Origin of the sequence: Fusicatenibacter saccharivorans, from assembly GCF_027667425.1 — a bacterium.
Taxonomy (GTDB): Bacteria; Bacillota; Clostridia; order Lachnospirales; family Lachnospiraceae; genus Fusicatenibacter; species Fusicatenibacter saccharivorans.
Genome location: NZ_JAQEGR010000005.1, coordinates 68,166 through 89,899 on the forward strand (window position 1 = coordinate 68,166; position 21,734 = coordinate 89,899).

34 protein-coding genes and 1 pseudogene are annotated in these 21,734 nt (G+C 38.0%); all 35 read left to right on the forward strand.

What is annotated here, in order from left to right; genetic code table 11:
• Window positions 1-82 precede the first annotated feature (82 nt).
• The 35 genes and pseudogenes from PGS38_RS05965 (at window position 83) to PGS38_RS06135 (ending at window position 21,434) form a co-directional block, all read left to right on the forward strand.
• Complete coding sequence (locus PGS38_RS05965; RefSeq protein ID WP_118640184.1) at window positions 83-559, forward strand: JAB domain-containing protein; 477 nt, start codon at window positions 83-85, stop codon at window positions 557-559.
• 26 nt (window positions 560-585) lie between these two features.
• On the forward strand, window positions 586-762 hold the full coding sequence (locus PGS38_RS05970; RefSeq protein WP_158568356.1) for a hypothetical protein: 177 nt from the start codon (window positions 586-588) through the stop codon (window positions 760-762).
• Between the two features lie 208 nt (window positions 763-970).
• Window positions 971-1,156, forward strand: a pseudogene (locus PGS38_RS17925) (IS110 family RNA-guided transposase); the annotation flags it as partial.
• Between the two features lie 469 nt (window positions 1,157-1,625).
• Window positions 1,626-1,916 (forward strand): hypothetical protein, encoded by a 291-nt coding sequence (locus PGS38_RS05980; RefSeq protein ID WP_270422271.1) that lies wholly within the window; start codon window positions 1,626-1,628, stop codon window positions 1,914-1,916.
• A gap of 93 nt (window positions 1,917-2,009) precedes the next feature.
• Window positions 2,010-2,303, forward strand: coding sequence for a hypothetical protein (locus PGS38_RS05985; protein WP_117802165.1), 294 nt, complete (start codon window positions 2,010-2,012; stop codon window positions 2,301-2,303).
• On the forward strand, window positions 2,300-2,488 hold the full coding sequence (locus PGS38_RS05990) for a hypothetical protein (protein WP_117802164.1): 189 nt from the start codon (window positions 2,300-2,302) through the stop codon (window positions 2,486-2,488). The genes PGS38_RS05985 and PGS38_RS05990 overlap by 4 nt, the downstream gene beginning before the upstream one ends.
• Before the next feature lie 27 nt (window positions 2,489-2,515).
• Window positions 2,516-2,737, forward strand: a complete 222-nt coding sequence (locus PGS38_RS05995) for a hypothetical protein (protein ID WP_117802163.1) — start codon at window positions 2,516-2,518, stop codon at window positions 2,735-2,737.
• 318 nt (window positions 2,738-3,055) lie between these two features.
• Window positions 3,056-3,514 carry an ATP-binding cassette domain-containing protein gene (locus PGS38_RS06000; RefSeq protein WP_270476040.1) on the forward strand — a complete coding sequence of 153 codons (459 nt, stop codon included), beginning with the start codon at window positions 3,056-3,058 and terminating at the stop codon, window positions 3,512-3,514.
• A gap of 172 nt (window positions 3,515-3,686) precedes the next feature.
• Window positions 3,687-5,624 (forward strand): ATP-dependent DNA helicase RecG, encoded by a 1,938-nt coding sequence (gene recG / locus PGS38_RS06005; protein WP_270476041.1) that lies wholly within the window; start codon window positions 3,687-3,689, stop codon window positions 5,622-5,624.
• Between the two features lie 7 nt (window positions 5,625-5,631).
• The gene (locus tag PGS38_RS06010) at window positions 5,632-6,441 is read left to right on the forward strand and encodes a DNA adenine methylase (protein ID WP_118640190.1); all 810 of its coding nucleotides are present in this window, start codon (window positions 5,632-5,634) and stop codon (window positions 6,439-6,441) included.
• Window positions 6,442-6,827: 386 nt separating this feature from the next.
• Window positions 6,828-9,218: a preprotein translocase subunit SecA gene (gene secA / locus PGS38_RS06015; RefSeq protein WP_270476043.1), complete on the forward strand. Its 2,391-nt coding sequence runs from the start codon at window positions 6,828-6,830 to the stop codon at window positions 9,216-9,218.
• 1,519 nt (window positions 9,219-10,737) lie between these two features.
• Window positions 10,738-11,358: a hypothetical protein gene (locus PGS38_RS06020; RefSeq protein ID WP_270476044.1), complete on the forward strand. Its 621-nt coding sequence runs from the start codon at window positions 10,738-10,740 to the stop codon at window positions 11,356-11,358.
• Window positions 11,359-11,372: 14 nt separating this feature from the next.
• Entirely contained in the window at window positions 11,373-11,672 is a 300-nt protein-coding gene (locus PGS38_RS06025) for a hypothetical protein (RefSeq protein WP_118640193.1), read from the forward strand.
• Window positions 11,673-11,703: 31 nt separating this feature from the next.
• Window positions 11,704-12,072 (forward strand): DUF3846 domain-containing protein, encoded by a 369-nt coding sequence (locus PGS38_RS06030; protein ID WP_118640641.1) that lies wholly within the window; start codon window positions 11,704-11,706, stop codon window positions 12,070-12,072.
• 9 nt (window positions 12,073-12,081) lie between these two features.
• A complete protein-coding gene (locus PGS38_RS06035; RefSeq protein ID WP_117802152.1) occupies window positions 12,082-12,417 on the forward strand; it encodes a hypothetical protein in 336 nt (111 codons plus the stop codon).
• A 117-nt stretch (window positions 12,418-12,534) separates the two neighbouring features.
• Window positions 12,535-13,458, forward strand: a complete 924-nt coding sequence (locus tag PGS38_RS06040; RefSeq protein WP_119207854.1) for a hypothetical protein — start codon at window positions 12,535-12,537, stop codon at window positions 13,456-13,458.
• Window positions 13,459-13,484: 26 nt separating this feature from the next.
• Window positions 13,485-13,727 (forward strand): hypothetical protein, encoded by a 243-nt coding sequence (locus PGS38_RS06045; RefSeq protein WP_117802150.1) that lies wholly within the window; start codon window positions 13,485-13,487, stop codon window positions 13,725-13,727.
• Window positions 13,728-13,760: 33 nt separating this feature from the next.
• A complete protein-coding gene (locus PGS38_RS06050; RefSeq protein WP_117802149.1) occupies window positions 13,761-13,943 on the forward strand; it encodes a hypothetical protein in 183 nt (60 codons plus the stop codon).
• A 107-nt stretch (window positions 13,944-14,050) separates the two neighbouring features.
• The gene (locus tag PGS38_RS06055; RefSeq protein ID WP_118640639.1) at window positions 14,051-14,482 is read left to right on the forward strand and encodes a hypothetical protein; all 432 of its coding nucleotides are present in this window, start codon (window positions 14,051-14,053) and stop codon (window positions 14,480-14,482) included.
• A gap of 43 nt (window positions 14,483-14,525) precedes the next feature.
• The gene (locus PGS38_RS06060) at window positions 14,526-14,822 is read left to right on the forward strand and encodes a hypothetical protein (RefSeq protein WP_117802147.1); all 297 of its coding nucleotides are present in this window, start codon (window positions 14,526-14,528) and stop codon (window positions 14,820-14,822) included.
• Window positions 14,823-14,866: 44 nt separating this feature from the next.
• Window positions 14,867-15,175, forward strand: a complete 309-nt coding sequence (locus PGS38_RS06065; RefSeq protein WP_117802146.1) for a hypothetical protein — start codon at window positions 14,867-14,869, stop codon at window positions 15,173-15,175.
• Window positions 15,175-15,432: a hypothetical protein gene (locus PGS38_RS06070; protein ID WP_117802145.1), complete on the forward strand. Its 258-nt coding sequence runs from the start codon at window positions 15,175-15,177 to the stop codon at window positions 15,430-15,432. Before PGS38_RS06065 ends, PGS38_RS06070 begins: the two co-directional genes overlap by 1 nt.
• 215 nt (window positions 15,433-15,647) lie before the next feature.
• Window positions 15,648-15,806: a hypothetical protein gene (locus PGS38_RS06075; RefSeq protein WP_158568353.1), complete on the forward strand. Its 159-nt coding sequence runs from the start codon at window positions 15,648-15,650 to the stop codon at window positions 15,804-15,806.
• 42 nt (window positions 15,807-15,848) lie between these two features.
• Complete coding sequence (locus PGS38_RS06080) at window positions 15,849-16,142, forward strand: hypothetical protein (protein ID WP_147343066.1); 294 nt, start codon at window positions 15,849-15,851, stop codon at window positions 16,140-16,142.
• Between the two features lie 22 nt (window positions 16,143-16,164).
• Window positions 16,165-16,374 carry a hypothetical protein gene (locus PGS38_RS06085; protein ID WP_117802142.1) on the forward strand — a complete coding sequence of 70 codons (210 nt, stop codon included), beginning with the start codon at window positions 16,165-16,167 and terminating at the stop codon, window positions 16,372-16,374.
• 41 nt (window positions 16,375-16,415) lie between these two features.
• Window positions 16,416-16,706, forward strand: coding sequence for a hypothetical protein (locus tag PGS38_RS06090; RefSeq protein WP_117802141.1), 291 nt, complete (start codon window positions 16,416-16,418; stop codon window positions 16,704-16,706).
• A gap of 29 nt (window positions 16,707-16,735) precedes the next feature.
• On the forward strand, window positions 16,736-17,101 hold the full coding sequence (locus PGS38_RS06095; protein WP_118640638.1) for a hypothetical protein: 366 nt from the start codon (window positions 16,736-16,738) through the stop codon (window positions 17,099-17,101).
• Window positions 17,102-17,251: 150 nt separating this feature from the next.
• A complete protein-coding gene (locus PGS38_RS06100) occupies window positions 17,252-17,695 on the forward strand; it encodes a hypothetical protein (protein WP_118640637.1) in 444 nt (147 codons plus the stop codon).
• Window positions 17,696-17,719: 24 nt separating this feature from the next.
• The gene (locus PGS38_RS06105; RefSeq protein ID WP_270476045.1) at window positions 17,720-18,010 is read left to right on the forward strand and encodes a hypothetical protein; all 291 of its coding nucleotides are present in this window, start codon (window positions 17,720-17,722) and stop codon (window positions 18,008-18,010) included.
• Between the two features lie 9 nt (window positions 18,011-18,019).
• Window positions 18,020-18,229 (forward strand): hypothetical protein, encoded by a 210-nt coding sequence (locus tag PGS38_RS06110; protein WP_117802137.1) that lies wholly within the window; start codon window positions 18,020-18,022, stop codon window positions 18,227-18,229.
• Between the two features lie 87 nt (window positions 18,230-18,316).
• Complete coding sequence (locus PGS38_RS06115; RefSeq protein ID WP_270476047.1) at window positions 18,317-18,490, forward strand: hypothetical protein; 174 nt, start codon at window positions 18,317-18,319, stop codon at window positions 18,488-18,490.
• On the forward strand, window positions 18,456-18,740 hold the full coding sequence (locus tag PGS38_RS06120; RefSeq protein WP_117802134.1) for a hypothetical protein: 285 nt from the start codon (window positions 18,456-18,458) through the stop codon (window positions 18,738-18,740). Before PGS38_RS06115 ends, PGS38_RS06120 begins: the two co-directional genes overlap by 35 nt.
• 258 nt (window positions 18,741-18,998) lie before the next feature.
• Window positions 18,999-19,466: a hypothetical protein gene (locus PGS38_RS06125; protein WP_270476048.1), complete on the forward strand. Its 468-nt coding sequence runs from the start codon at window positions 18,999-19,001 to the stop codon at window positions 19,464-19,466.
• Window positions 19,463-19,963, forward strand: a complete 501-nt coding sequence (locus tag PGS38_RS06130) for a hypothetical protein (RefSeq protein ID WP_238033667.1) — start codon at window positions 19,463-19,465, stop codon at window positions 19,961-19,963. The genes PGS38_RS06125 and PGS38_RS06130 overlap by 4 nt, the downstream gene beginning before the upstream one ends.
• A 586-nt stretch (window positions 19,964-20,549) precedes the next feature.
• Complete coding sequence (locus PGS38_RS06135; protein WP_173816159.1) at window positions 20,550-21,434, forward strand: DUF5688 family protein; 885 nt, start codon at window positions 20,550-20,552, stop codon at window positions 21,432-21,434.
• Window positions 21,435-21,734 lie beyond the last annotated feature (300 nt).

Genomic DNA, 21,734 nt, shown 5'->3' on the forward strand with positions numbered 1-21,734 from the left:
CTGTGCGTAATCAAGCAAAATCAATTTATAAATTCTCGTGCTGGCAACAGCACGAGAAAATCAGATATTGGAGAAATAGCGGATGAAACGAATACAAGAATATCAGATGCTGCTTAATGCATCAAAAATTCCATACTTAGAAAAGAAAAAATCGTATTTATGTGAAAGCAATTGTAATTCGCCTGAAAACGTCGCAGAAATCATGGAGAAATGTTTTCAAATGAGCAATTTGCCAGAAGAACATGTATATGCTATTGCTCTAAACACGAGAAGTAGTATTATTGGTGTTTTTGAGATTAGCAGAGGTACTGTTGCTGCAAGCTTGCTTTCAGCCAGAGAAATTTTGATTCGAATGCTTATCGTTGGAGCAACCCATTTTCTTATTTGCCACAATCATCCAAGCGGACACTTGCAACCATCAAAATATGATGTCGATAGTACGAAGAATATCGTAAACGCTGGAAGGACAATAGGGATTCCGTTAGTGGACCATCTTATTATTGGCGATGGACGATATGTGAGCCTGCTGGAAGAGTATGGAAAGGAACTATTTGGATAAAAATTTTCAAAAGGAGCGACATAATTATGTGGACCATAATGTGGACTGAAAATTCCCAGGACAGGTGGGATAGACTTGAGACAAAAGAAGAAGTAATGCAGCTATTGGACAGCTTAGATAAGAATTCGGGTGTATCTAAAGGCGATGTATGGATTTTTCCACCGCAAGCAGATGACCTCGCGCTTACAGGTAATGATTTTTAAACACTGAAAGGAAGGAATTTTTATGTTTGAAGTAATATACGATAGGATAAAACATGGAACGATTTCCGTGTTTCCAATGATACGTGGAGAGATCTCGGAAAGCGTATATATTGATAAGCTCCAAGAGACATTTCCTAGTCTAAGTGACAGTGATTGCTCAGAAATCCTTCAGCAGCATGCGTGTAAAATCGAAGAAATCATTTTTGTGTATTGGGATGTATACGGAAAGCCGGATGCCAAGAGCGGAATGCTAATTCTTAAAGCAGCACCACTCCCTGAAGATATCCTGACGTTAGGTATCGATGGAGTGAACCAAATCTGGCGTGATGCGAAGTTAAGAGCAGTTGGAAAGGCGAGGGCGAAGATCCTGATAGAAAATAGTATTGGAAATCGTAATATGAATGATTTAGAGCAAGGAAAATATGATGGATATAGAGATATATTTGATTTATTAGATGAGGTGAAACAAATGAAATTTAAGAAAGGTGATAAAGTATTTCACAAAAATTTAAAATTGTTTGGAATATTTGTAGATTATGCATGGGAAAACCCAAATGAGGAGGCAGATGTTGATTTTGAAATGGAAGATGGTTATATTGAACAGCGACATGTTTCAATAAATCAATTACAGAAGTATCCAAGTAACGAAGAGATTGGAAAGAGATTGGAAGGTATAACAGTGGACGAATTAAGAATTAAAATTGAGCAGCTTATTGAGGATTTAGAAAATGAAACGGTAAATCGCAATATGAATGATATGGAAGAAGGTAGATATAAAACTTTGTGTGAGGTATTGGATTTAATTGACGATTGAATATCTTTAATAAGCATATTGCTTCGGAAAAATATGAGGAGGCAACGAAATGAAAATACCATTACCCTGCAAATTTGGTGAGTTATCTGATTGCGACGGAAAATTGTTACCTCTTTGTGGCGTTCATTGGTTTGACTGGATGTCCGGAAGACAATATACATATTTTTTTGAAACAGGGGATCAATGGCATCCCTACACTTTTTATGAAACCCGTCAGGAACAGCAGCCTTTTTCTATGGAAATACCAGATGATCTTCTTTCTAACGATTTTAACGTGTATACAGATAAGGGGCCTTATATGGTCCCTTATTTTGTTTGGGGGAATATTTTCTTATACTAACAATATCAGATCAAATAATCAGGAAGGGAGGAGCAAAAAAGGATCTGAAATTCATTTTGTCTTTCAAAAAAATTATAAAAGGAGCCAGAATATATGGAAACGTCCAATTATACAACTTATGACAAACCCTATCCTACAATCGGAGACTTAATTAAGGGCAAAGATTATGATTGTATTTCGTATAGGATTGCCTATCCCGGATGCGATGAGGAACATGGTACTTTTGCCGGCTATTTTTCAGCTAAAAACGGGGAAATCATTCCTTTGGATGGGGATATTTACGAACTTAATGAAGAAGTAATTGAGTCTGAAGAATGGACTATGCCGGAAGAAGAAATTCAAAACGGACTAACTATTGTGGTGATTGGAGGATTAATTAGAAAATGACCTATAAAGAAGCAAGCCGAGATGTTGTCATTTCTGGTGGACATGTTTACGATATTGGATTTTACGATGGAGACGAACGACAGTTCGTTGCGTTTGGTTCTCGGGATCTTGAACAATTATGGAATGATTTCTGTGACAAAAATAATCTTGAAAGGGATTGCATTGACTATATCGAACTGGTATAAAAACAGAAGAATGAAATGGAGGATATAATGTATACCTATCAGTTTAATTACAGCAGTAGCGTTGATGGATTTGGTACTATTCAGTTTTGCAGCTACACAAAAAAAGAAGCCACAGATTTGTTTGAATCGTGGCAGGCAGAAAACGGATACAATATTCCTGAATATACCGTACAGACCGTGTATAACAGGGCTGATGCGGAAGAATATGGGGCGGAATACTTCGTAAAACAACGTAATTATCCAGAATAATGAAATAAGGGGTTGCAACATCGGCAAATATTTGCTCTGTTACAGCCCCTTATTTCCACGTTTTTCTCGGTTCAAGTGAAGATACTTGGAGTCTTCTAGTGAACTCTAATAACTTCATTTTTATTATAGGATATTTTCTCTTAGACTACAAGTGTGAAATAAGGATTTTAGAAATTTACATAAACATTTCATAAATGTGATGTTATCATTTAGAAAAACATTAGATTTATGTTATACAAATAGAATATATTATAAAATCGTTATTATATATAAAAGTTTTACGCCAAACCAACAAAAACCATCCCTTAAAAATAGATAATGTCAATATTGCAAACCCTAAAGTATAATGACCTTTTTTCTGTAGTTTCTCAAAAACCTTTCTTATTTATTGGAACGATTATAGAAAATATTGATTTAACCGGAAATGCAGAACAAAATAAATTAAAAGATACCTTGATTCAAAGTAAAGTGGCCGAATATTTAGAGCATTTTTCTGAAAAAGAACATACCAAAGTAGGAAACGATGGAGCAACACTTTCTGGTGGAGAAAAGCAAAAGATAGCTATTGCACGAGCATTATTAAAGAATGCTCCTATTGTAATTCTGGATGAAGCAACAACTGGTTTTGACACTGAATCACGTACATACTTGCATGAGATGATAACAAGCCAGATGAAAGAAAAAACCGTATTATTAATCACTCATCATTATGAAGAACTGGATGGATTCGATAAAATTTATCGTTTGGAAAATGGATATTTGTTTCCCGTTAAATAATCATATAAATAAACTAAAAAAGCCAAAAAGAATGTCTTCAATACAGTTTGTAGGATATTCTTTTTTTGTGTGTTTTTTTCCTACGTGAATCTGTTTCTCACTATTTTTCTTAATACTATCTATATAGCCTTCTATAAAATAGGCTAAATTTCCGGGAAAGGAGCAGAAGTTGGTGAATTTATCCGGTGTTGGTGAAAAAACAGAACGAAAATTAAAAAAGATAGGAATTTTAAAAGCAGAAGATTTTTTACAATATTATCCGAACCATTATGAATACTTTCCTTATCTTACCTATATTAAGGATCTTGCCCATTTGGAAGAAGGTACCGTTGTGAGCATTTGGGTACAGCTAAAGGTCAATGTGATGCGTTCCGGCAAAGTTACCCGTATTTGGGGGGAAGATTCCAGCGGAGACATCAATATCTCTTGGTTTCATCCGCCTTATACCGTTCGTCAGTTAAAAAGAGGGAGTAAGGCTGTATTACGCGGTCCAATTTCTTTTTTTCGTGATAAACCCTGTATGTTCCAGCCTTCTTTATATTCACCGGAAGAATATAAGGAATTATTAGGAAAAATGCTTCCTGTATATCCGTCTACATCTGGTATTTCGCAGAGATTACTTCGAAGCTGCGTCCGGGAAGCCCTTGAAATGGAGATTTCAGAGACATTGCCTGAAACAGTGCTTCAAAAATACAACTTATATTCCAGAGCAGATGCTTTAAGAGAAATCCATTTTCCAAAAAACGAATTTACGCAAAAGCAAGCTGTATACCGTTTGAAATTTGAAGAATTTTATCAGTTCAAGAAAGAGTTGGCGGAAAACTATGCTGCAGAAGAGCCAAACGCATGTCCGATGAAAAAATCAAGCCTGCTTAATAACGTTGTCATAAAGGGACTGCCCTACACATTGACGAATGCGCAGCAACAGGCATGGAAAAAGCTGGAAACAGAGCTGTGCGGAAAATATCGGGTAAACCAGCTGATTCAGGGAGATGTTGGCGCTGGTAAGACCATTGTTGGCTTTTTAGCTATGTTATTAGCAGTTGATAATGGCTATCAGGCTGTTTTAATGGCTCCAACAGAGGTTTTGGCAGAACAGCATTACGAAGATATGATGGGTTTCCTGAAAAATTATAATCTGCCTTATGCATGTGTCTTAGTTACAGGAACAACGAAACAGAAAAAAGCGATTTATCGAAGAATTGCGGATGGCACAGCTAATCTGATTATCGGAACCCATGCTGTAATTTCAGAGTCAGTCGCATATCAAAAGCTGGGAATTGTTATTATTGATGAACAGCACCGATTTGGTGTTTCACAGAGGACATCTTTACAGAACAAGGGGAAGAGGCCGCACGTTGTTACAATGAGTGCAACTCCAATTCCCCGTTCTCTTGGACTTATTTTATACGGAGATATGGATATTTCTATCATTAACGAGCGACCGGCTAATCGACTGCCTTTAAAAAATTGTGTAATCTCACGGAGTGATCGTTCCAAGGCATGGCGGATGATTTACCGCCAGATCCAGCAAGGAAGGCAGGCATATATTATATGTCCAATGGTAGAGCAGAACCCGCTGTTTCCAGTTGCTGATGTCCAGAGTTACGCCGAATTTCTTCGGAAGGAATATCCTCCAGATATTCAGATCGGCATCTTACACGGAAAGCTTTCTGCTAAGGAAAAAGCTTCCATTATGGAAAAATTCCAGAAGAATGAAATCCAGTTGTTGATAGCAACTACCGTTGTTGAGGTAGGCGTTAATGTTCCAAACGCTTCCGTGATCATGATTGAAGATGCAGATCGTTTCGGTATGGCACAGCTCCATCAGCTTCGCGGTCGGGTAGGCCGCGGAAAATGGCAAAGCTATTGCATTTTTGTGAATGGAAACAATGATCCTTGCGAACGCCTTGACATCATGAAAAGCACAAATGACGGGTTTGTTATTGCAGAAAAAGACATGGAACTGCGAGGGGTCGGGCTGCTTCTTGGCGAACGTCAGTCAGGAAAAACAAGTTTTGTCTTGGTGGATGTATATCATGATACGGAAATTCTGCGTTTGGCTGCAGAAGCAGTAGAAGAGAGTAACAAAAAAAGCAGCAGGAGGTAATAAAACGATGAAATCTATTCTTCAGTATCCGGGAAGTAAATGGCGGATTGCAAAACAGATTGTTTCTCTTTTACCGCCGCACCATACATATTTGGAGCCTTATTTCGGAAGTGGAGCTGTTTTGTTTAATAAAAGCAGATCCGACATAGAAACTATCAACGATCTGGATGAAAATGTGGTAAATTTCTTTCAATGGTTAAAAAATGACCCAGAAAAGCTTGCTCATGAGCTGTGGTATATTCCTTATTCACATTCTGTTTATAACAATGCAGTACAAAATAAGGCTCAAAATTCTTTGGAACAGGCTGTGAATTATTGTATTATGCTTAATATGGGGCATGGATTCCGCACAGGCGGCCCCGTATCCGGCTGGAAGTCTGATATACATGGACGCGAAAGAGCCTATGCAGCCAAGAATTGGGCATCGTTGCCGTCCAGACTTGAAGAGGCGGCAGCCCGTTTACGCGGCGTACAAATCGAATGTATGCCGGCACTGGAGCTGATTCAAAAATACAGATATAAAGATGTCCTTCTTTATCTGGACCCGCCTTATGTTCTTTCCTCCCGTGCTGGTGGTCTGCAATATGCCAAAGAAATGTCAGATGCAGACCATGAGAAGTTGTTGGAAGTTATATTAGATCATCCGGGACCTGTAGTTCTTTCCGGGTATGATTCGGATTTATACCGCAATATGCTAAAAGATTGGCATCGTATCGAGTTGGAAGGCAGAACACAGAGTCATGCACGGCGGACAGAGGTCATATGGACAAACTATATTCCGCCGCAAGCAGAACAGTTGACGTTTGAGTTAGACTGAAAAGATATGAAGGTTCCTGACGTTTGGCAAAACACTCAATAACACGGACATATTTTTACATTGACTTTTTCCTTTGCAACGAATATCATAATAATAACTCCTCTAACACGTTTAGAAGGAGAATCCGGTTTTCGCATTGCGATTACCGGTTTTTTATGCTTTCTTCATGTTTCGACCACATATTGGACACAACTATTATGTATAGTTATAGTTGTCCACAAGAAAAACAAACATTTTCTTTTTCATACCTTCCGGAGAGATTCCCTTATCTCTCCGGCTCCTTTTTTGTCTAAAAATTCTTGTACGTCAAAATCCATTCAATAAAATCTTTACAATACTTCAAGTAGAAGCTAAAATAAAAAACATTGAATGGAGAATATATATATATGAAATTTTTTAAAACCCACAGCGATCATGAATTAAAAAGAATTAAAAAGACCGTAAAGCAGATTCTGGAGCTGCAGCCAGAATACGCACAGTTGTCGGATGAACAGTTAAAATCTAAAACAGAAGAATTTAAACAACGTCTGAAAGAAGAATCTCTGAATGATCTTCTGCCTGAAGCCTACGCAGCTATCCGGGAAGCGGATAAGCGGGTTCTGGGGATGGAACCATTTCCTGTTCAGATCATGGGCGGAATTATTATGTCCCAAGGACGAGTAGCCGAAATGTGTACTGGCGAAGGTAAGACACTTGTATGCACTCTTCCTGCTTATTTGAACGCATTAACCGGAAAAGGTGTGCATGTCGTGACGGTCAATGATTATCTGGCAAAACGAGATTCCGATCAGATGGGACAGGTGTATGAATGGATGGGACTGTCCTGTGGCTGTATTACGCAGGATATGGAAGCTCCTGATCGAAAGGTTCAGTATGCCAAAGATATTACCTATATCACAAATAATGAGCTGGGCTTTGACTATTTACGGGATAATATGGCTGTACGCAAACCTCAGATGGTTCAGCGCGGACTGCATTTTTGTATTATTGATGAGGTGGATTCGGTTCTGATTGATGAGGCACGTACTCCGCTGATCATTTCCGGTACAAAATTCTGCTCCAAAGGCAAATATCTTGCATTTGATCGTTTTGCAAAGATGCTTGAGCGTGGCGAGACAACGGAATTAAATAAAATTGATTATATTTCCGGAGAAATGGGAACAGATTCCGGAGATTATGTAGCAGATGAGAAAGATAACAATTTGTTCCTGACAGAAGCCGGAGTTGCCAAAATTGAAGAAATGTTCCATATTGGGAATCTTTCGGACCCAGAAAATCTCAGCATCCAGCACGGAATGGTGAATGCGCTGCGTGCCAATGCATTAATGCATAAAGACAAAGATTACGTAGTGCGTGATGATGAAGTCTTATTGGTTGATACCTTCACCGGACGTATTATGCCCGGCCGCCGCTTTTCAGACGGTCTGCATCAGGCGTTGGAAGCCAAGGAAGGGGTATCCATCCGACCGGAAAATAAGACGCTGGCAACGATCAGTTTCCAGAACTTTTTCAATAAATATGAGAGAAAATGCGGAATGACAGGAACCGGACAGACAGAAGAGCAGGAATTCCGTGATATTTATGGAATGGATGTTATCCATATTCCTACCAACCGCCCAATCATCCGAAAAGATCTTAATGATTCTGTATACAAAACCAAGGCGGAAAAATATGCTGCTATCGTAAAAAGAGTACGAAAAATCCACAAAAAAGGCCAGCCGATCTTAGTTGGAACCGAAACAATTGAAGTTTCCGAGATTTTGTCTGAGATGCTCCTGAAAAAAGGCATTGCTCATAATGTGCTGAATGCGAAAAATCCAGAAATGGAAGCTGCAATCGTGGCAAAAGCGGGACAATTTGGGGCAGTAACGATTGCTACCAATATGGCTGGCCGCGGTACTGACATAAAGCTGGACAGCAGATCCAAAGAAGCCGGCGGCCTGTATGTGATTGGCACAGAACGCTCTGAGAGCCGAAGAGTAGATAATCAGCTAAGAGGCCGTTCTGGACGACAGGGAGATCCGGGTGTTTCAAAATTTTTTATTTCTCTGGAAGATGACCTGCTGCGTTTATTTGGTTCCGAAAAATATATTTCCATCTTTGAGAACCTTGGAATTAAGGATGGCATGCCGATCGAACACCGTATGCTGTCCCGTTCCGTCGAAAAAGCGCAGAAAAAGGTAGAGGAGAACCATTTTGCTTCTCGAAAAAGTCTTCTTGAGTACGATCAGGTCAACAATGATCAGCGGGAGATTATATACAGAGAACGCCTGAAAGTCTTAAATGGCGAGGATATCCATTCCGATATTTTGTATATGATCGATTCCATTATTGATCGAAAAGTAATCGAATCCTATGAAGGAAATGAAATCTCGGCAAAATTGCTCAATGACAACTTATTACCAATCATTCCGCTGCCGACAATCGGCGATGCTGATACCAAGGAAGATGATTTTGTTAAAAGTCTGCATACGAGTGCCAAAGTATTATATCAGAAAAAAGAAGCTTTGATGGAGCAGGCATACCCGAATGAGCATATGATGAGGGAAATCGAACGAACGCTGTTGCTCAAAACGGTTGATAAATACTGGCAGCAGCAGATCGATGATATGGATCAGCTCCGGCAAGGTATTCATATGGTTAGTTATGGGCAGAAAGATCCCAAATTAGAGTATCGTTTACAGGGATTTTCCATGTTTAATGCCATGAATGATAACATTCAGGAGGATACCGTTCAGCTTTTATACCAGGTTGCGCCTGTCATCCATGATAATTGATATACCCAAAGAGGTCCGAAAGGATCTCTTTTTTTTGCCCAATTTTATTTTTTTTTACAATACTATATATGAGAAAAAAATATCCAAAGCTGGGAGGCAACCTATGAAGAGAATCGTGTTAGCAATTACCCTATATATTTCTTGTATGGTGGTAGACTATCTTGTCCATTATCTGAACAACAGAAAAAAGTCATCAAGCCCAACAACCACTCAAAACTCTGAAAGCTATGTTGTAAGTTGTCCGGCATCTGTTAAATATGTATATATGACCATATTCGCTTTGGAAATCATACTGTTTGGTGTGTTCCTTTTTTTAAAGTAACTTCAAATTCCAATATCACAGCAGGACATTTTCGATTTGCGCTTATTTTTGCCGGGATCGGATTGTTTGTTGTAATCTGGACCTCCAGTTGGAAATTGGAGGTAAACAAGACTGAATTAAAAATTCATAAATTATTTCATAGAACCCAATCGGTATCTGTTTTTGATATAAAGAATGTAAGAATAGGGGAAAAGCAGGACGTTACCTTATATGACATGGATGACAAGAAAGTCCTTACCGTTGATGCATTATCTGATAACTATAATCGTTTTTTAAAAACCCTGGAATTTTATGGTAAGTATCCGGCTGCATGTAAATAGTGAACAAGGAGGTACATCATTTTGAGTCAATTTCGAAACTTCTAAAATAGATATTTATCAGGAATTTGGGAAATTATGGAGCTTTTTATCAAAGCTGTTTGAAACATTTTTTCATGATTTTTCAACATGTGTTATCAAAATTATAGATTACATATATCCCCGATGGAACGCCTTTATATGGAATAGAACAGGAGAAGCTTGGCCTAAAGATTTATTTTCATTCTTTGTCGGCTGTGCTTTTTGCCTTGGTCTGATATTGCTCCTGCATTTTCTTCACTCAAAACATAAGGCACGGCATAAATTCGATAAAGCGTCTCAAAAGCCTAAGATTACATTCAAAATTCCGTTCTTGCCAATAAGTTCGATTATGACCGTGAAGAAATTCGAACGGCGGCGGGTTCACTGCACAGACTTTTCGGGTGTATATGTTTTGCATAATTGCAAAAACAAGAAAAACTATGTAGGACAGAGCCAGCGGGTGATGAAACGGGTAAATGATCATTTAACCGGACATGGCTGCCGAGATGTATATAGAGATTATAAGAATGGAGATAAATTCTACATTCATACGATTCCATTTAAAGGGAGTGGGTATCGTTCCCTGAATGCTCTCGAGCGCGATAATATAGCCAAATATTCTGGATATACACGCGGTTACAACAAAACTAAAGGAAATATTGGATAGCAGAGGCAGGAGAATATTCTTTTGCTTCTGCTCTTTGTGTGTCCGCCGCACACATGTTCTGATTTTCTGCTTTTTCTGATCCGATTGTTTTCCTGCCCATTCACAATACTTATCATATCAGGCAAATTCATACGAAAGGAGAACTAAATAAGGAAATGTCTGAAAAACAATATGTCAATGGAGGTATTATTTATGGCCAGGAAAAAAGAATTTAAAGATGTTCGGCAGTTATTGGCCGAAAATCTCGAAAAAGCTTATGAACGCTGGGATTTGCTGTATAAGAATGGCGGCAGTGATCCCTTCTGGTGTGACGGGACTAACCTGAACTTGGTACGAAATCATATTTTGTACTATAGAGAACAGTGTGAAGAAGTTTTAGAGCCAAAAGACTATCCGGAAGCGTATCATAAAGAGCTTCCGCCAGTGGTCCCAGATGATTACATGGCAAAAAAAGGTGAAATTATGCAAGATGCCCAGAATCTTTACCTTACCCTTACAGATGCTGCTGGGGATGAGAACGATCCCGATGTAAAAAGCGCACTTGAAAAGGAACTCTGTGCTTTAAAAGTTTCTTTTAACTCGGGATCAAGAGAACTGGTTGCATTGCGTAATATTCTGCGCAGAAATGAGTATTTCCCAATTCTAAAACAGCATCCTGTTACGGATAAGATAGAGAAGACCATTACCGTTACAGGTCGCTGCTCCAGCCGTGAAAAGGCGGTCATAACAGCACCGAATGAGACGCAGAAACCTTTTTTTGAAAGCAAGGAAACACTTCCCGTGGGACAACTTTCTATTTTTGATTATATGTAAGGAGATTTTTTAAAATGGATTATCAAAAGAACACAGAACACATTGGCAGCAGTGATATCGGCATCTTAATTCTTTCCGGTTTTGAACGTGGAAAAGGATTTCAGTTAAAAAAACTTTTTTTCGGGGAAGATGGAACTTATTCAGCTTATATTGTCAATGGACAAACACACATTCCAGATCACTATGAACTCATCTGCGAATTCAACACATGGATGCGCATCTATGATGATGATCATTTTGTTCGAAAATTCTCTGCAGATGCAATTCGGGTATATCGTTCCGGGGATCGTGGATGCATTATTCAGCTGATTTAATTAAAGAAAGGAATGTAATGTGAGAGGATATTTGATTGATGTTATTGAAGGAAAAACGCACTCTGTAGATGTATTTGATCTGGAGGATTATCAAAAATTCATTCACTGCCAGACGATAGATATTGTATCTCGTACTATCGGTGACCGAGAGTATGAGATCATTTGCGATGATGAGGGTCTTTCCAAGCGTCCTGCACTGGTATCTGCTGTAAATAATGATGGCCAGCCAATGCTGGTGGGAAATCTCATTGTCATGGGAAATTCAGGCGGAGATGAAGATATGCATGAAATCTCATTTGATGAAATTCAGCATCTGAAAAAGCATTTTATGCATGTTGTTACAAAAGGATCAGGTCCAATACACCATTATACGTTGCTTTGTGATGTAGAATTTATTTGAGGATATGAAATGACAATACTTCAGCGCGAACATTCTCCTGATGGAATACTTATTCACTTAGAGGATTGGTCCTGCGAATATAAGGCAGCAAAAAATGCAACGATCGCTTTATATCCCGTTGCACAAAATAATATTTGCAATAATGGCCGAACATATCCCAAAAAGGGAAAGTTGTTCCGCGTCAGCTTTGACTTTGAGAGCGCAGCAGAAGCGCAAAGTGCATTTTTCAGTATTATATCCGGGAAGAAAAATATTTTGGACTATCTCAATAAGTATTCATCGGAAACAATACGCAAAGAAGATTTCTTGAAAGCATTGAAAAAAGAGATAAAACCGGGGGCATAAGCTCCCGGCTTTTGTTTTTGGAAGAATTTTCTATTCTATCTGTATCAGAACAAATTATCAAAGAAAGGAGTAACTAAATATACGTTCTGAAAAACATTGTATCGAAAGGAAAATTATATGAAAATTTACAGAAATGGAAAAGAAATTGTCTTAACAGACGAAGAAATCATGGAGGCTCATGCTGAACATATCAAGAGTTTCATGAGAAACGAATTAATCACAGTCTATGGATTACCAGATGAAGAAGCAGAAGACTACGCTGAACTGGCGTATTCGCATTATACAAGTGGAAATGGCTATACCGAATACGATTGCATTGAATGGGCGGTTACCATTTATGATTTACCGAATTTAGAGCTTGAAGATTCCTATCTGCTCCTCTGGCCCAAAGGGACAAAAAAGTTCTTTTCGAGCTTAGATGATGCGGTTTTTGCGGCAGCCACCAAAGTGAGTTTCCCTTTCCCAGCTTATGAGCAGATTTGGATTCTTGCTTCTAACGACAAGGGAAAAGTAGTTCCTGTTAAAAAGTACAGATCTTCAGATTTGTTACTGGAAGATTTATGGAAATCTTTAACGGATGTCCCATTTGATCCGGACTCTGAAGACCGTCTTGTACTTGCTGAACCATGGTTTAACTTTCCTGCTGGAACTGATCAGGAAGAAATCTGGGCATGGTTTGATGAAAGATACAGCGGCGGAGTGGCAAAGCTCATGTTTCCGTCACTTTTCAATCCTTCCCAAAAGGAACCTTCCGAAACAGCTTCTTTATTGGATGCCGTTGAGAAGAAAGTTTTTTCAATGCATTCGACGAATCCGGATGCCTTTACCGATCCTGATACCATCTTGGCAGATTTATTTAGTAAGGTAGATATGCAGCTCACCGGAACATCTGAGGAACTTTTCAATATTTATCGGCGTTCAGGCGATAAACAGGCCGTAAAAGATCTGTTTCTATTCTTTACAGATATTTCTTTTGATGAATATCTGCAGAAATGCATTGAGGAAACGGCATCTCTGGCTGTAGCAGATCTTAAATCTTAAAAACGATTTCAAAGGAGAATAAGAGAATGAACGTAATTGACTTCCATGTTACCAAGATCTTATCCGAAAAATACGGAAAGGTATATGAACTGTATGGAATGACGCTGGAAAAAGCACAGTCTCATCCTAAAAGCTTATGGAGAGAATATCTGCTTAGTGACGGCGTACTGCAGGAGTACGAGTTTTGGGATTACGGCGGAACTCGTACAGAAAAGCGTGTCAGCACACTTGCAGATGCTTATTATCCCGGCTATGTTGGTCAGCACTAAAAGACTTTATAGTTTAATAGAGAAAGGATATCTATGAGCAAAAGAACGAATATTCCAGACAATAAGAGCATCCTGCAGCGAATGGAAGCGGAGCTGGCTCAATCCAGCGGAACAGAGTATCTGCTTACGGATGGCTGTGTTATTTCTGCTGATGTAGAAGCAGTTCGAAAATGGTTCCATGAATACAAATTAGTTTTTGAATCCTCAGAAGAATGACATAGACAAAATGTGATCAAAGCATGCCGAAAGGCAAGATGTCCGGCAGGTGGAGTGAATCTCTATGTCCTGCCGGATGTAAAATAAAACAGATAGGAGAAAATTATATGTTAATTTATGGCGTAAAAATTTCAGACATCAAAAAATATAATGAACAGAAGGCTGAAAGATTCTTCGAAATTCTTCAGAAAACGAATGCAAGCAATATTGCCGAAAAGTATTTTCTTGATAAAACAAAAAATGACGGTACCTTCGGCGATTTTCTTTCCAATTTTGATGATGGCTGCGGGAACTATGGAGCAGCCGCTTGCCTGAAAGAAATTATTGAAAATATTGAAGGCATTAATATCTCATGCGATACCGTAGATGGCGTGCAATACCTTGGATTATCCGTAGATACTCCATGGTATTACAATGAAAAGACAAGAAATATGGGTCAGAAAAAATACGAAGCGATCCTAATGAAATATATTTCTTGTGTCACGGACGAGAAATTAGAAATCAAATATTGGGCAGCAAACGACGATTGCGATTGGTGATTCTATAACCAATCGCGGACAGCATTTTTGAGGAGAAAATAATATGGTGAGAAAAATCAATAACAGATTATATAAAATCAATACATATGCTTCTGAAATGATTGTTGAAGTAGATGACAATTATGACGAAGAAGTACAAAAATTAAAGAAAGAGATTCAGCTTGATAGTCTCGGATGTAAATTAAATTTGCTTGTATATCTGGCAGAATTATCTGTACAGGGATATGCCATTTCAAGTGTAACAGAATTTAATTCAAACGGGACAAAACCTAGAGTTGCCTATGCTAATGACAAGAATTTCAAAAAGATCGTGAAATATTATTCCACAAAGGAAGCATAGGAAGCGGCGATTTTACTATTTTGACAAGAAAAGAGGATAATATTGTGGCAAAGAAATTAATTAAAGAAATTAGGCCATATGTAAAACTTTATAGAGATACTAATAATGGGATTGCTTGGATTGAAGATGGTTCCACTGGTCTTGGCATCAGTGTGCATCCCAACCTTGACAAAAGTGGTTCTGTGACCGGAATGAAAAAACTGGGATACTGGGATAAGTCAGATAGAATTGTGCTGAGTCATGGATGGAAATATAACATTGATAGATTTGTTTGCGATAAGAAAAACGATCTGGAGATGATTGTTGCGGATGAATGCATGTGTCGGGCCTGCCTGAAGAGAAGAGGTGCATAATGGAAACATTCTTTTTTCATCAGGATATCATTATCATTACAGCAAATGCCGCCGGCGAAAAATATTTAATCAAAGCAAAATCTATTCAGGATATTTTAGATGATTGGAATGGGGACTGTGAATTCGTTCCGTCAAACGATGCGTGTGTATTTTATACTGAGTGGAATGGGCGACCAATTAACCCTGCCGGGTATACTGATTTCGGTACACTAATCGAATATCTGAAAGGTTTGCAGAAACGAGAAAGCGGCGTTTAAAAAGAGAAGCCTATTATTAATTTCTGGAGGAATCTAGCATGAAAGAACTAATCAAAGCGGAAGAAGAAAAAACATTGTTTATCGGAAGACATGGTAATGAATGTATATATGTCGTAAGAGGTTGAATGTAGAAGTTTACTGTTAGAACGGATTAATTGGTGTATGACGGCAATTCTTGAAAGCTGATGTAAACGATGAATTTGGAGGAAATTAAAATGAATGAAGAGCTGAAAAAATTTGCAGAAAAGTATAATTGGGAACTAGAAGTATGGCATGGGGAATATAGAGGAGTTTTATGTGGTGTACAAAACACAAACCCAGGGGAAGAACCACTCCCACTATATAGATTTCCAGGCGGAGTTTCTTTAGCATAGTGAGATAAAACAAGAGTTTCAACGGAAGGTTGTGAGAATAACATGACAGAAGAACAATATAATTTTAAACAAAAAATCAAAAAAGATTTAAACTATGATGTGGATTTTAATTCTTACCATATTACAAGAGGTCGCGGATGGTCAAAAGAAGACGGCTCTTGTGGATCTTGCATTGATGCTACTCCTACTGATAACAAAGGAATTTCTAATAAAGTAACGCTATTGCTTTGTTATCCGTTGAGAAAATACAACAGGAAAAAATATAGGTTGATTGAAATAGAAGATATAAGGTCAGGTAGTATATTTATAGAAATTGAAGAAGTAATGAAACGATGATTTCAGAAAATGGAGGAAAATCATGTTATACAATGTAAGTTTTATGCTCAACGGAGTTGATTGCGCAAATCTTGTTGATGCCGATGCTGATATGGAGACGGTAAAAGAATATTTTATTCATGAGCATCTGAATGGAGATAAAAATCGGTTTGTTGGAATTTCCGAAAATAACGAATCTTACAAACCAGGAAAACCTGTGCATAAAATGCCGAATAACTGGAAACGAAAATAAATTTAGAAATGTAGGTGATAGTATAAAAAGGAGCAGAAATCATGAGAGAATACAGAACTGAAAGTTATAAGAAAAAGCTCGCTGGCAATAAATTCTTTAGTTCAGATAGCGATCTAAAAAAATATGATGGTATGAGAGTTGAAAAGGTAATAAAGGAACTCACGGAAAAAGATTATGATAGGGAGCTGTTGGACGATACGGATAGAAATGAAGATGGTAAACGGAGATATGAAATAAATTGTATGTATGAAGTAAAACTTCAAAATGGCGAAATTATTAACGCATATGAAGATGAAATTAACCCAAATTATTGTGGCGATTATGAAGCATGATGAAGTCATAATTTCAGAAAGGAAAAACTATGCGAGAAAAAAATGTGCGAGAAATCAATCTTACAAAAGAAAATATTTGCTTCGCTAATAAGATTAGCGTTGAAGATAATGTGATTGCTGCCGAGTGTACCCTGTTGTTTGATGTTGATAAGTATTTTGGAACAACTATCAAAAAGGATAATACTTGGATTAGCTTTGATGTATGCTGGACTCCTAATGGATCAGTCCATGCTGAATACCGTCTGCGTTCCTTTGATGACTGCTGCAAACGTCTTGTTGATTGGCGTTTAACGGAGGAAGAGCAGGAAATCATCTTAGATAAAATGGAAGAATATTGTATGCAAGAAACCGGAAAGACTTTACAAGAATTATGGGACTCATACGAGGTCGAATAAAAAAAACCATGGCAATACAGAATGGTCGGGAATTCCCGGCCATTTTGTTTGTCCGCGCTTTTTACATTCTAAGAATATCAGATCAATTTAAAGAAAGGAGCATAATAATACATCGATCTGAAATTCAATTTGTCAAGGAGATGAAAAATCATGAAATACCGATGTTACGATTGGTATGGGACCGAAAAGGCAAATAACCTTTCCTCTTTAAAAGATGCCGTAAAAGAAGCATTGAGATTAGGTTGTGAAGTCTACGATGAAAACGGAGAAATCATATTTTCACAATGGGATGGATGGAACGGGGATTATCCTGATATTAAAAAGAAGGCTTTTCCTGTTGCAGATATGGAAATGGTTAAAAAAGCCCAAAATTTTCTTAAAAAAACCAGTACCTATGAAGATTGGTGTTCTTTCAAGAATAACCAATTTCATAAATGGATAGGTAAGGCAGAATGGCTGCATAGTGATCGATGGAGCGCTGCTTATGACTGGGTGTATGATGGAAAATTTGCCGATGTGGATATTCCAGATGATATTATTAATTGCCTCGTTGAAGAATGGGAGAAGTCAATGGGATTGAAAGTTGGCATATAAAAAAATTTGGAAATGGAGTAACATATGGATTATCAAAAACTTTTTTTGCAAATATGGAAAGAGCTGGAAAATGAAATTGAGTTTGAAAAAGAAGATGGAGAAACAAGTTTTTTGGAAAAAGACATCTTTTTCAAATTCTTCACTTCACCTGAACTATTAGTTGGATATTATGTTTGGAGAGAAAGCGGAAACCTAGAGTATGCATATGAGCTGTTTATGGACGAATATGATGACTGGGTTAATGACTGCAAAGATATTGCGTTTAAAGCAAAAGCTGTTTTCGAAGAGCATATAAAAGGATGGTACGTCAATTGAAAAAATGTTATGGTATATGTTGGAATTGTGGCAGGCCATTTACACAGAGCAGAACTGACCAACTATTCTGCTCTGCCAAGTGTAGAAATAAATATCGCTACACACCTGTTCCACGTTGCAAAAACTGTACTGCTCCTGATTGTGCTATCAGAGATGAACAAAGAGCATATGCCCCTAAAGCTTGCCCTGAACGGAATCACTAGGAGCTACGGAGCATAAAAATTTTTATGGTCCCGGGTAATATTATCGCTTGCTTTTATTACTTATGAAAAGTATTAAAAATAACATTGGGATAGGAGATCAGCTATGACAGAGAAAGGGATTGAAGTTGTGATGAATGCATTGGCAGGAACCCCAACAGTGGTAACGGCCGATTTTGCCAATGAAGTAGAACAGATCTTAAGAGAAAAAATACAAATTGAAAAGGAAAACGGAGGAAACCGCCATGAAAGCAGAAGTAAGAGCAAAATACATTACTAAATGGGATGACGGAAGGACGATTCTTGAGTCACCGTGCAAGGTAAATCTTATTACACACGAAATTTTGCATATTGGACGACGAAAAATCATCTGCAGCCCCTACCCAAATCGTGTTCTGGATGATTATGTAGAACACTTGGATGCTGAATATGTCCGTTTTGCAGACGGAACCTGCTGCAATGTTGTCGATTACCAGTCTACGTGGTCTTTCAAGGAACAATGTGGTATTGCACCGTTTTATAGGTCCTAAAAGGATATGGAAGGGTAAATGTTATGCTTAAAAATCTAAATTTGTTTCGTACAAAAAAGCAGTTAGAGAAACAGCGTTACAAAACGATACTCGTAGGAGAAAAAATCACAATGACATCGTATTCCCGCGAAGGATTCATATTTTTAAAGAGCCGTGAAAAAGCAAATAAATCCAATGGTTAATTCGATCGGTTAATACAATATTGGGAAATGTGTTAATCCAGAAGTGACAATTCAAAAAGAAAAGTGAGGAACGAAAATGAACATTCAAAGTATTTCGAAGGAAAACGCTAATGCAAACGTAACTTTAAGTGCATCAGAACTTGTTCTCATTTGCAATATGTTTCATGAGCAGCTTGCCAAAGAGAAAAGTAACCCCAAGTTTTTAGAATTATATGGTGATCTGATGTTGGCCAGAGATTTGTGTCAGTATGGACATGTTGACAACTTTTGTCTGGGCGGCATTGTAAAATGCCGTAACAGCATCGGAAATGGGGTAAATGGGGTATTGTCCGACGAAGATATTGATAAATTCAATAACTTTTTGGAAGATATGCCGACTGCATTAGATAACGCCGAATGGTTAAATGACTATGTGAGTGAAATCGAAAAAATTGCTGCTCAATTGACGATGAGCCAATCCGACGGTTACTCACATATTTTACGAATCTGCGATGCTATGAAAAGGGAGCTTACCGTATCTGCCGAAATGGAGGATGACTTATGATGCTACAAACCCTTAAAGGTTATAAAGTTGTATATAATATAAAGGGATACGACATAACAGCTGGCAATTCCCAGATTTTTCCAAAACGCCATATTGCCGAAATATATAAACGGAATTATGAATCACACCCATGGTTCCACGAAGAACTCATTATCCGGGAAGCAGACTATGAAGGTGTTCCATTGAGCGAGAGTATTATTATCAATGGGAGAGAACTCATTGACCGGGAACATTATTTTGGACTTGATGCGTGCGAAGTGGGATGCTATATTACAGAAGATCTTTTGGATGAGCTTCTTGGTATGCTGCCCCCTGCCTGCACGAGAAGTGATTGTTCTCAAATTGGAGAACCTGTCTCACATCGAATTGCAGAAAATGGTTTCGAAAAGCCCACCTATGCTACATTTAAGAAAGTCGAGGCTGGCATATGGGAGTATTGCGGGGATTGTTTTCGGGGTGAAAACGTATGTTCTGGCATAGAATTACCGTATTTGTAATATTGCGTTTCTTGCTTTCATATGCTATATTGTATATGGATAGATACTAAAAATGAAGTGCTATTTTCATAATAAGTAGCAAAAACCTCGGAGGTAGGCAAACTCCGGGGTTTTTATTTTACTCGAGGCGATATGATATAGACGGATATAACATAACATCTGATAATCACTAAAAAACACGGCAGCATAAATAATGCATCTGCCGTGTTTTTTTGTCTAAAAATATTTTTCGTACGTGAAAATTACAATTCTAATTTTCCCCAATTCTATGTATATCAGACATGCATGAATTAAAAGTCATGATCAAAATTCCGTAAAAAGGATGGCAAAAAGGAGCAGAGTAGAGAAATTGCTGGAGCGTGTAGAAATCGAATTGGAAAATAAAAATCCGGAAGAGAAACAGACACTATAAAACAGGAAAGGATCTTTCTTAAAAATGCGGTGGACATCAATAATGTGTCCACCGTGTTCTTTTGCACATTTTTCTCCTACGTGAAAATCATATTTCTAATTTTTTTCAATTCTCTATGTATCAGAACAATATATAGCCAAAGCGTTCTGAAATACACATTAAGAGGTAAAAAATATGGAAAAGACCAGAAAACAACTTGTGGCAACCGTAGCAGCAATGTTAGGAGATCAGTATAAAGTTTCGATCTCCATACGACATTTTGAGGAATCCCTCAAAGAGTTCGACTCAACGTATTTCATTGAAATCGTAAAAAAGGCAGCGGAAGACAGCTTAGTCCCTGTTATTGCGCTTGATCCCTTTGTAAAGGCGGTCAATCAGAATGAAATTTCCATGAATCGAGCTGCGTCTATAATCATCAATACATTTTTTGAAGCTGAGTCCGAGGCTGATAAAACAGACTTTTCGTCTTGCCTCTCGAAAAAGTATATATTAGATCATGTTTTTTATCAGATGTTTCCATCTGCAGCATGCGAACATTTACCGTTTGCGGCACCGTCAAAAACCTTTTTTGACCTTACTGTATTATACATGCTAGACCTTGATGTTACAGCGTTTGGGGGAGGTACGTGTGTCGTCTCCAGTGCAATGATGAGCGAATTGGGAATTACTGCAGCAGAACTTGATAGTGCAGTGCGAAGAAATATCTCTGATTGTGATTTTAAACTTCAAAAACCGAAACCAAAAACCATTCAACAAAATCCGATTTTGGCAAATTCTTATATAGTTTCCTGTGAAAAACACAGAAATGCTGTTTTGCTGTTCCCTGAGTATTTTCAGAAACTGGCAAATTATTTACAGGATGATCTTTACGTTTTACAGTTAAGCATTTATCATGTTTTGGTTGTCCCGGCAGCAACTTTCACGGCATGCTCCGTTGATGAGATCGCTCCTATTTTGTACTCTGCTCTTCGAAAATTTGCTCCAAAAGCAACGGTTCTTGGAACTTCTATTTATAAGTTCGATCGGACGGAAGGGAACTTTTCTACTATCATCAAATAGTTAAGAGTTAGATCATCCAATAAAATGCGGCGGGCATAATGTGTCAGCCGTGCTTTTGTCTATTTTTCAAAAAAATTTGCGCGTCTAACTTCATCACTGAAGCAACAAGAATGCGACGCGTAGTTTTCAAGGATTATTTTACAGGAGTCTCATATTGATACGGTGATGTACAGAAATGCGTTGCAGATACATGTTCCGAGGACAGGAACCGATGTGGATGTCATTTTATCCGCAGTGGAAGAGTATCTTATGATGTATCTTATGATGCTTGCAAAAGAATGAATTCGTATTGCTTTTGAT

What these genes read in the sequence shown, in the direction of transcription:
- PGS38_RS06105 (WP_270476045.1), top strand. Translation starts at nt 17,720, where the DNA reads ATGGATTATCAAAAACTTTTTTTGCAAATATGGAAAGAGCTGGAAAAT.
- PGS38_RS06115 (WP_270476047.1), top strand. Translation starts at nt 18,317, where the DNA reads ATGACAGAGAAAGGGATTGAAGTTGTGATGAATGCATTGGCAGGAACC.
- secA (WP_270476043.1), top strand. Translation starts at nt 6,828, where the DNA reads ATGAAATTTTTTAAAACCCACAGCGATCATGAATTAAAAAGAATTAAA.
- PGS38_RS05995 (WP_117802163.1), top strand. Translation starts at nt 2,516, where the DNA reads ATGTATACCTATCAGTTTAATTACAGCAGTAGCGTTGATGGATTTGGT.
- PGS38_RS06000 (WP_270476040.1), top strand. Translation starts at nt 3,056, where the DNA reads ATGTCAATATTGCAAACCCTAAAGTATAATGACCTTTTTTCTGTAGTT.
- PGS38_RS06085 (WP_117802142.1), top strand. Translation starts at nt 16,165, where the DNA reads ATGTTATACAATGTAAGTTTTATGCTCAACGGAGTTGATTGCGCAAAT.
- PGS38_RS06050 (WP_117802149.1), top strand. Translation starts at nt 13,761, where the DNA reads ATGAGCAAAAGAACGAATATTCCAGACAATAAGAGCATCCTGCAGCGA.
- PGS38_RS06135 (WP_173816159.1), top strand. Translation starts at nt 20,550, where the DNA reads ATGGAAAAGACCAGAAAACAACTTGTGGCAACCGTAGCAGCAATGTTA.
- PGS38_RS06035 (WP_117802152.1), top strand. Translation starts at nt 12,082, where the DNA reads ATGACAATACTTCAGCGCGAACATTCTCCTGATGGAATACTTATTCAC.
- PGS38_RS05985 (WP_117802165.1), top strand. Translation starts at nt 2,010, where the DNA reads ATGGAAACGTCCAATTATACAACTTATGACAAACCCTATCCTACAATC.
- PGS38_RS06080 (WP_147343066.1), top strand. Translation starts at nt 15,849, where the DNA reads ATGACAGAAGAACAATATAATTTTAAACAAAAAATCAAAAAAGATTTA.
- PGS38_RS05965 (WP_118640184.1), top strand. Translation starts at nt 83, where the DNA reads ATGAAACGAATACAAGAATATCAGATGCTGCTTAATGCATCAAAAATT.
- PGS38_RS05990 (WP_117802164.1), top strand. Translation starts at nt 2,300, where the DNA reads ATGACCTATAAAGAAGCAAGCCGAGATGTTGTCATTTCTGGTGGACAT.
- PGS38_RS06110 (WP_117802137.1), top strand. Translation starts at nt 18,020, where the DNA reads ATGGTATATGTTGGAATTGTGGCAGGCCATTTACACAGAGCAGAACTG.
- PGS38_RS06070 (WP_117802145.1), top strand. Translation starts at nt 15,175, where the DNA reads ATGGAAACATTCTTTTTTCATCAGGATATCATTATCATTACAGCAAAT.
- PGS38_RS06100 (WP_118640637.1), top strand. Translation starts at nt 17,252, where the DNA reads ATGAAATACCGATGTTACGATTGGTATGGGACCGAAAAGGCAAATAAC.
- PGS38_RS06130 (WP_238033667.1), top strand. Translation starts at nt 19,463, where the DNA reads ATGATGCTACAAACCCTTAAAGGTTATAAAGTTGTATATAATATAAAG.
- PGS38_RS06020 (WP_270476044.1), top strand. Translation starts at nt 10,738, where the DNA reads ATGGCCAGGAAAAAAGAATTTAAAGATGTTCGGCAGTTATTGGCCGAA.
- PGS38_RS06025 (WP_118640193.1), top strand. Translation starts at nt 11,373, where the DNA reads ATGGATTATCAAAAGAACACAGAACACATTGGCAGCAGTGATATCGGC.
- PGS38_RS06055 (WP_118640639.1), top strand. Translation starts at nt 14,051, where the DNA reads ATGTTAATTTATGGCGTAAAAATTTCAGACATCAAAAAATATAATGAA.
- PGS38_RS06120 (WP_117802134.1), top strand. Translation starts at nt 18,456, where the DNA reads ATGAAAGCAGAAGTAAGAGCAAAATACATTACTAAATGGGATGACGGA.
- PGS38_RS06040 (WP_119207854.1), top strand. Translation starts at nt 12,535, where the DNA reads ATGAAAATTTACAGAAATGGAAAAGAAATTGTCTTAACAGACGAAGAA.
- PGS38_RS06075 (WP_158568353.1), top strand. Translation starts at nt 15,648, where the DNA reads ATGAATGAAGAGCTGAAAAAATTTGCAGAAAAGTATAATTGGGAACTA.
- PGS38_RS06095 (WP_118640638.1), top strand. Translation starts at nt 16,736, where the DNA reads ATGCGAGAAAAAAATGTGCGAGAAATCAATCTTACAAAAGAAAATATT.
- PGS38_RS06060 (WP_117802147.1), top strand. Translation starts at nt 14,526, where the DNA reads ATGGTGAGAAAAATCAATAACAGATTATATAAAATCAATACATATGCT.
- PGS38_RS06045 (WP_117802150.1), top strand. Translation starts at nt 13,485, where the DNA reads ATGAACGTAATTGACTTCCATGTTACCAAGATCTTATCCGAAAAATAC.
- PGS38_RS06010 (WP_118640190.1), top strand. Translation starts at nt 5,632, where the DNA reads ATGAAATCTATTCTTCAGTATCCGGGAAGTAAATGGCGGATTGCAAAA.
- PGS38_RS06090 (WP_117802141.1), top strand. Translation starts at nt 16,416, where the DNA reads ATGAGAGAATACAGAACTGAAAGTTATAAGAAAAAGCTCGCTGGCAAT.
- PGS38_RS06125 (WP_270476048.1), top strand. Translation starts at nt 18,999, where the DNA reads ATGAACATTCAAAGTATTTCGAAGGAAAACGCTAATGCAAACGTAACT.
- PGS38_RS05980 (WP_270422271.1), top strand. Translation starts at nt 1,626, where the DNA reads ATGAAAATACCATTACCCTGCAAATTTGGTGAGTTATCTGATTGCGAC.
- PGS38_RS05970 (WP_158568356.1), top strand. Translation starts at nt 586, where the DNA reads ATGTGGACCATAATGTGGACTGAAAATTCCCAGGACAGGTGGGATAGA.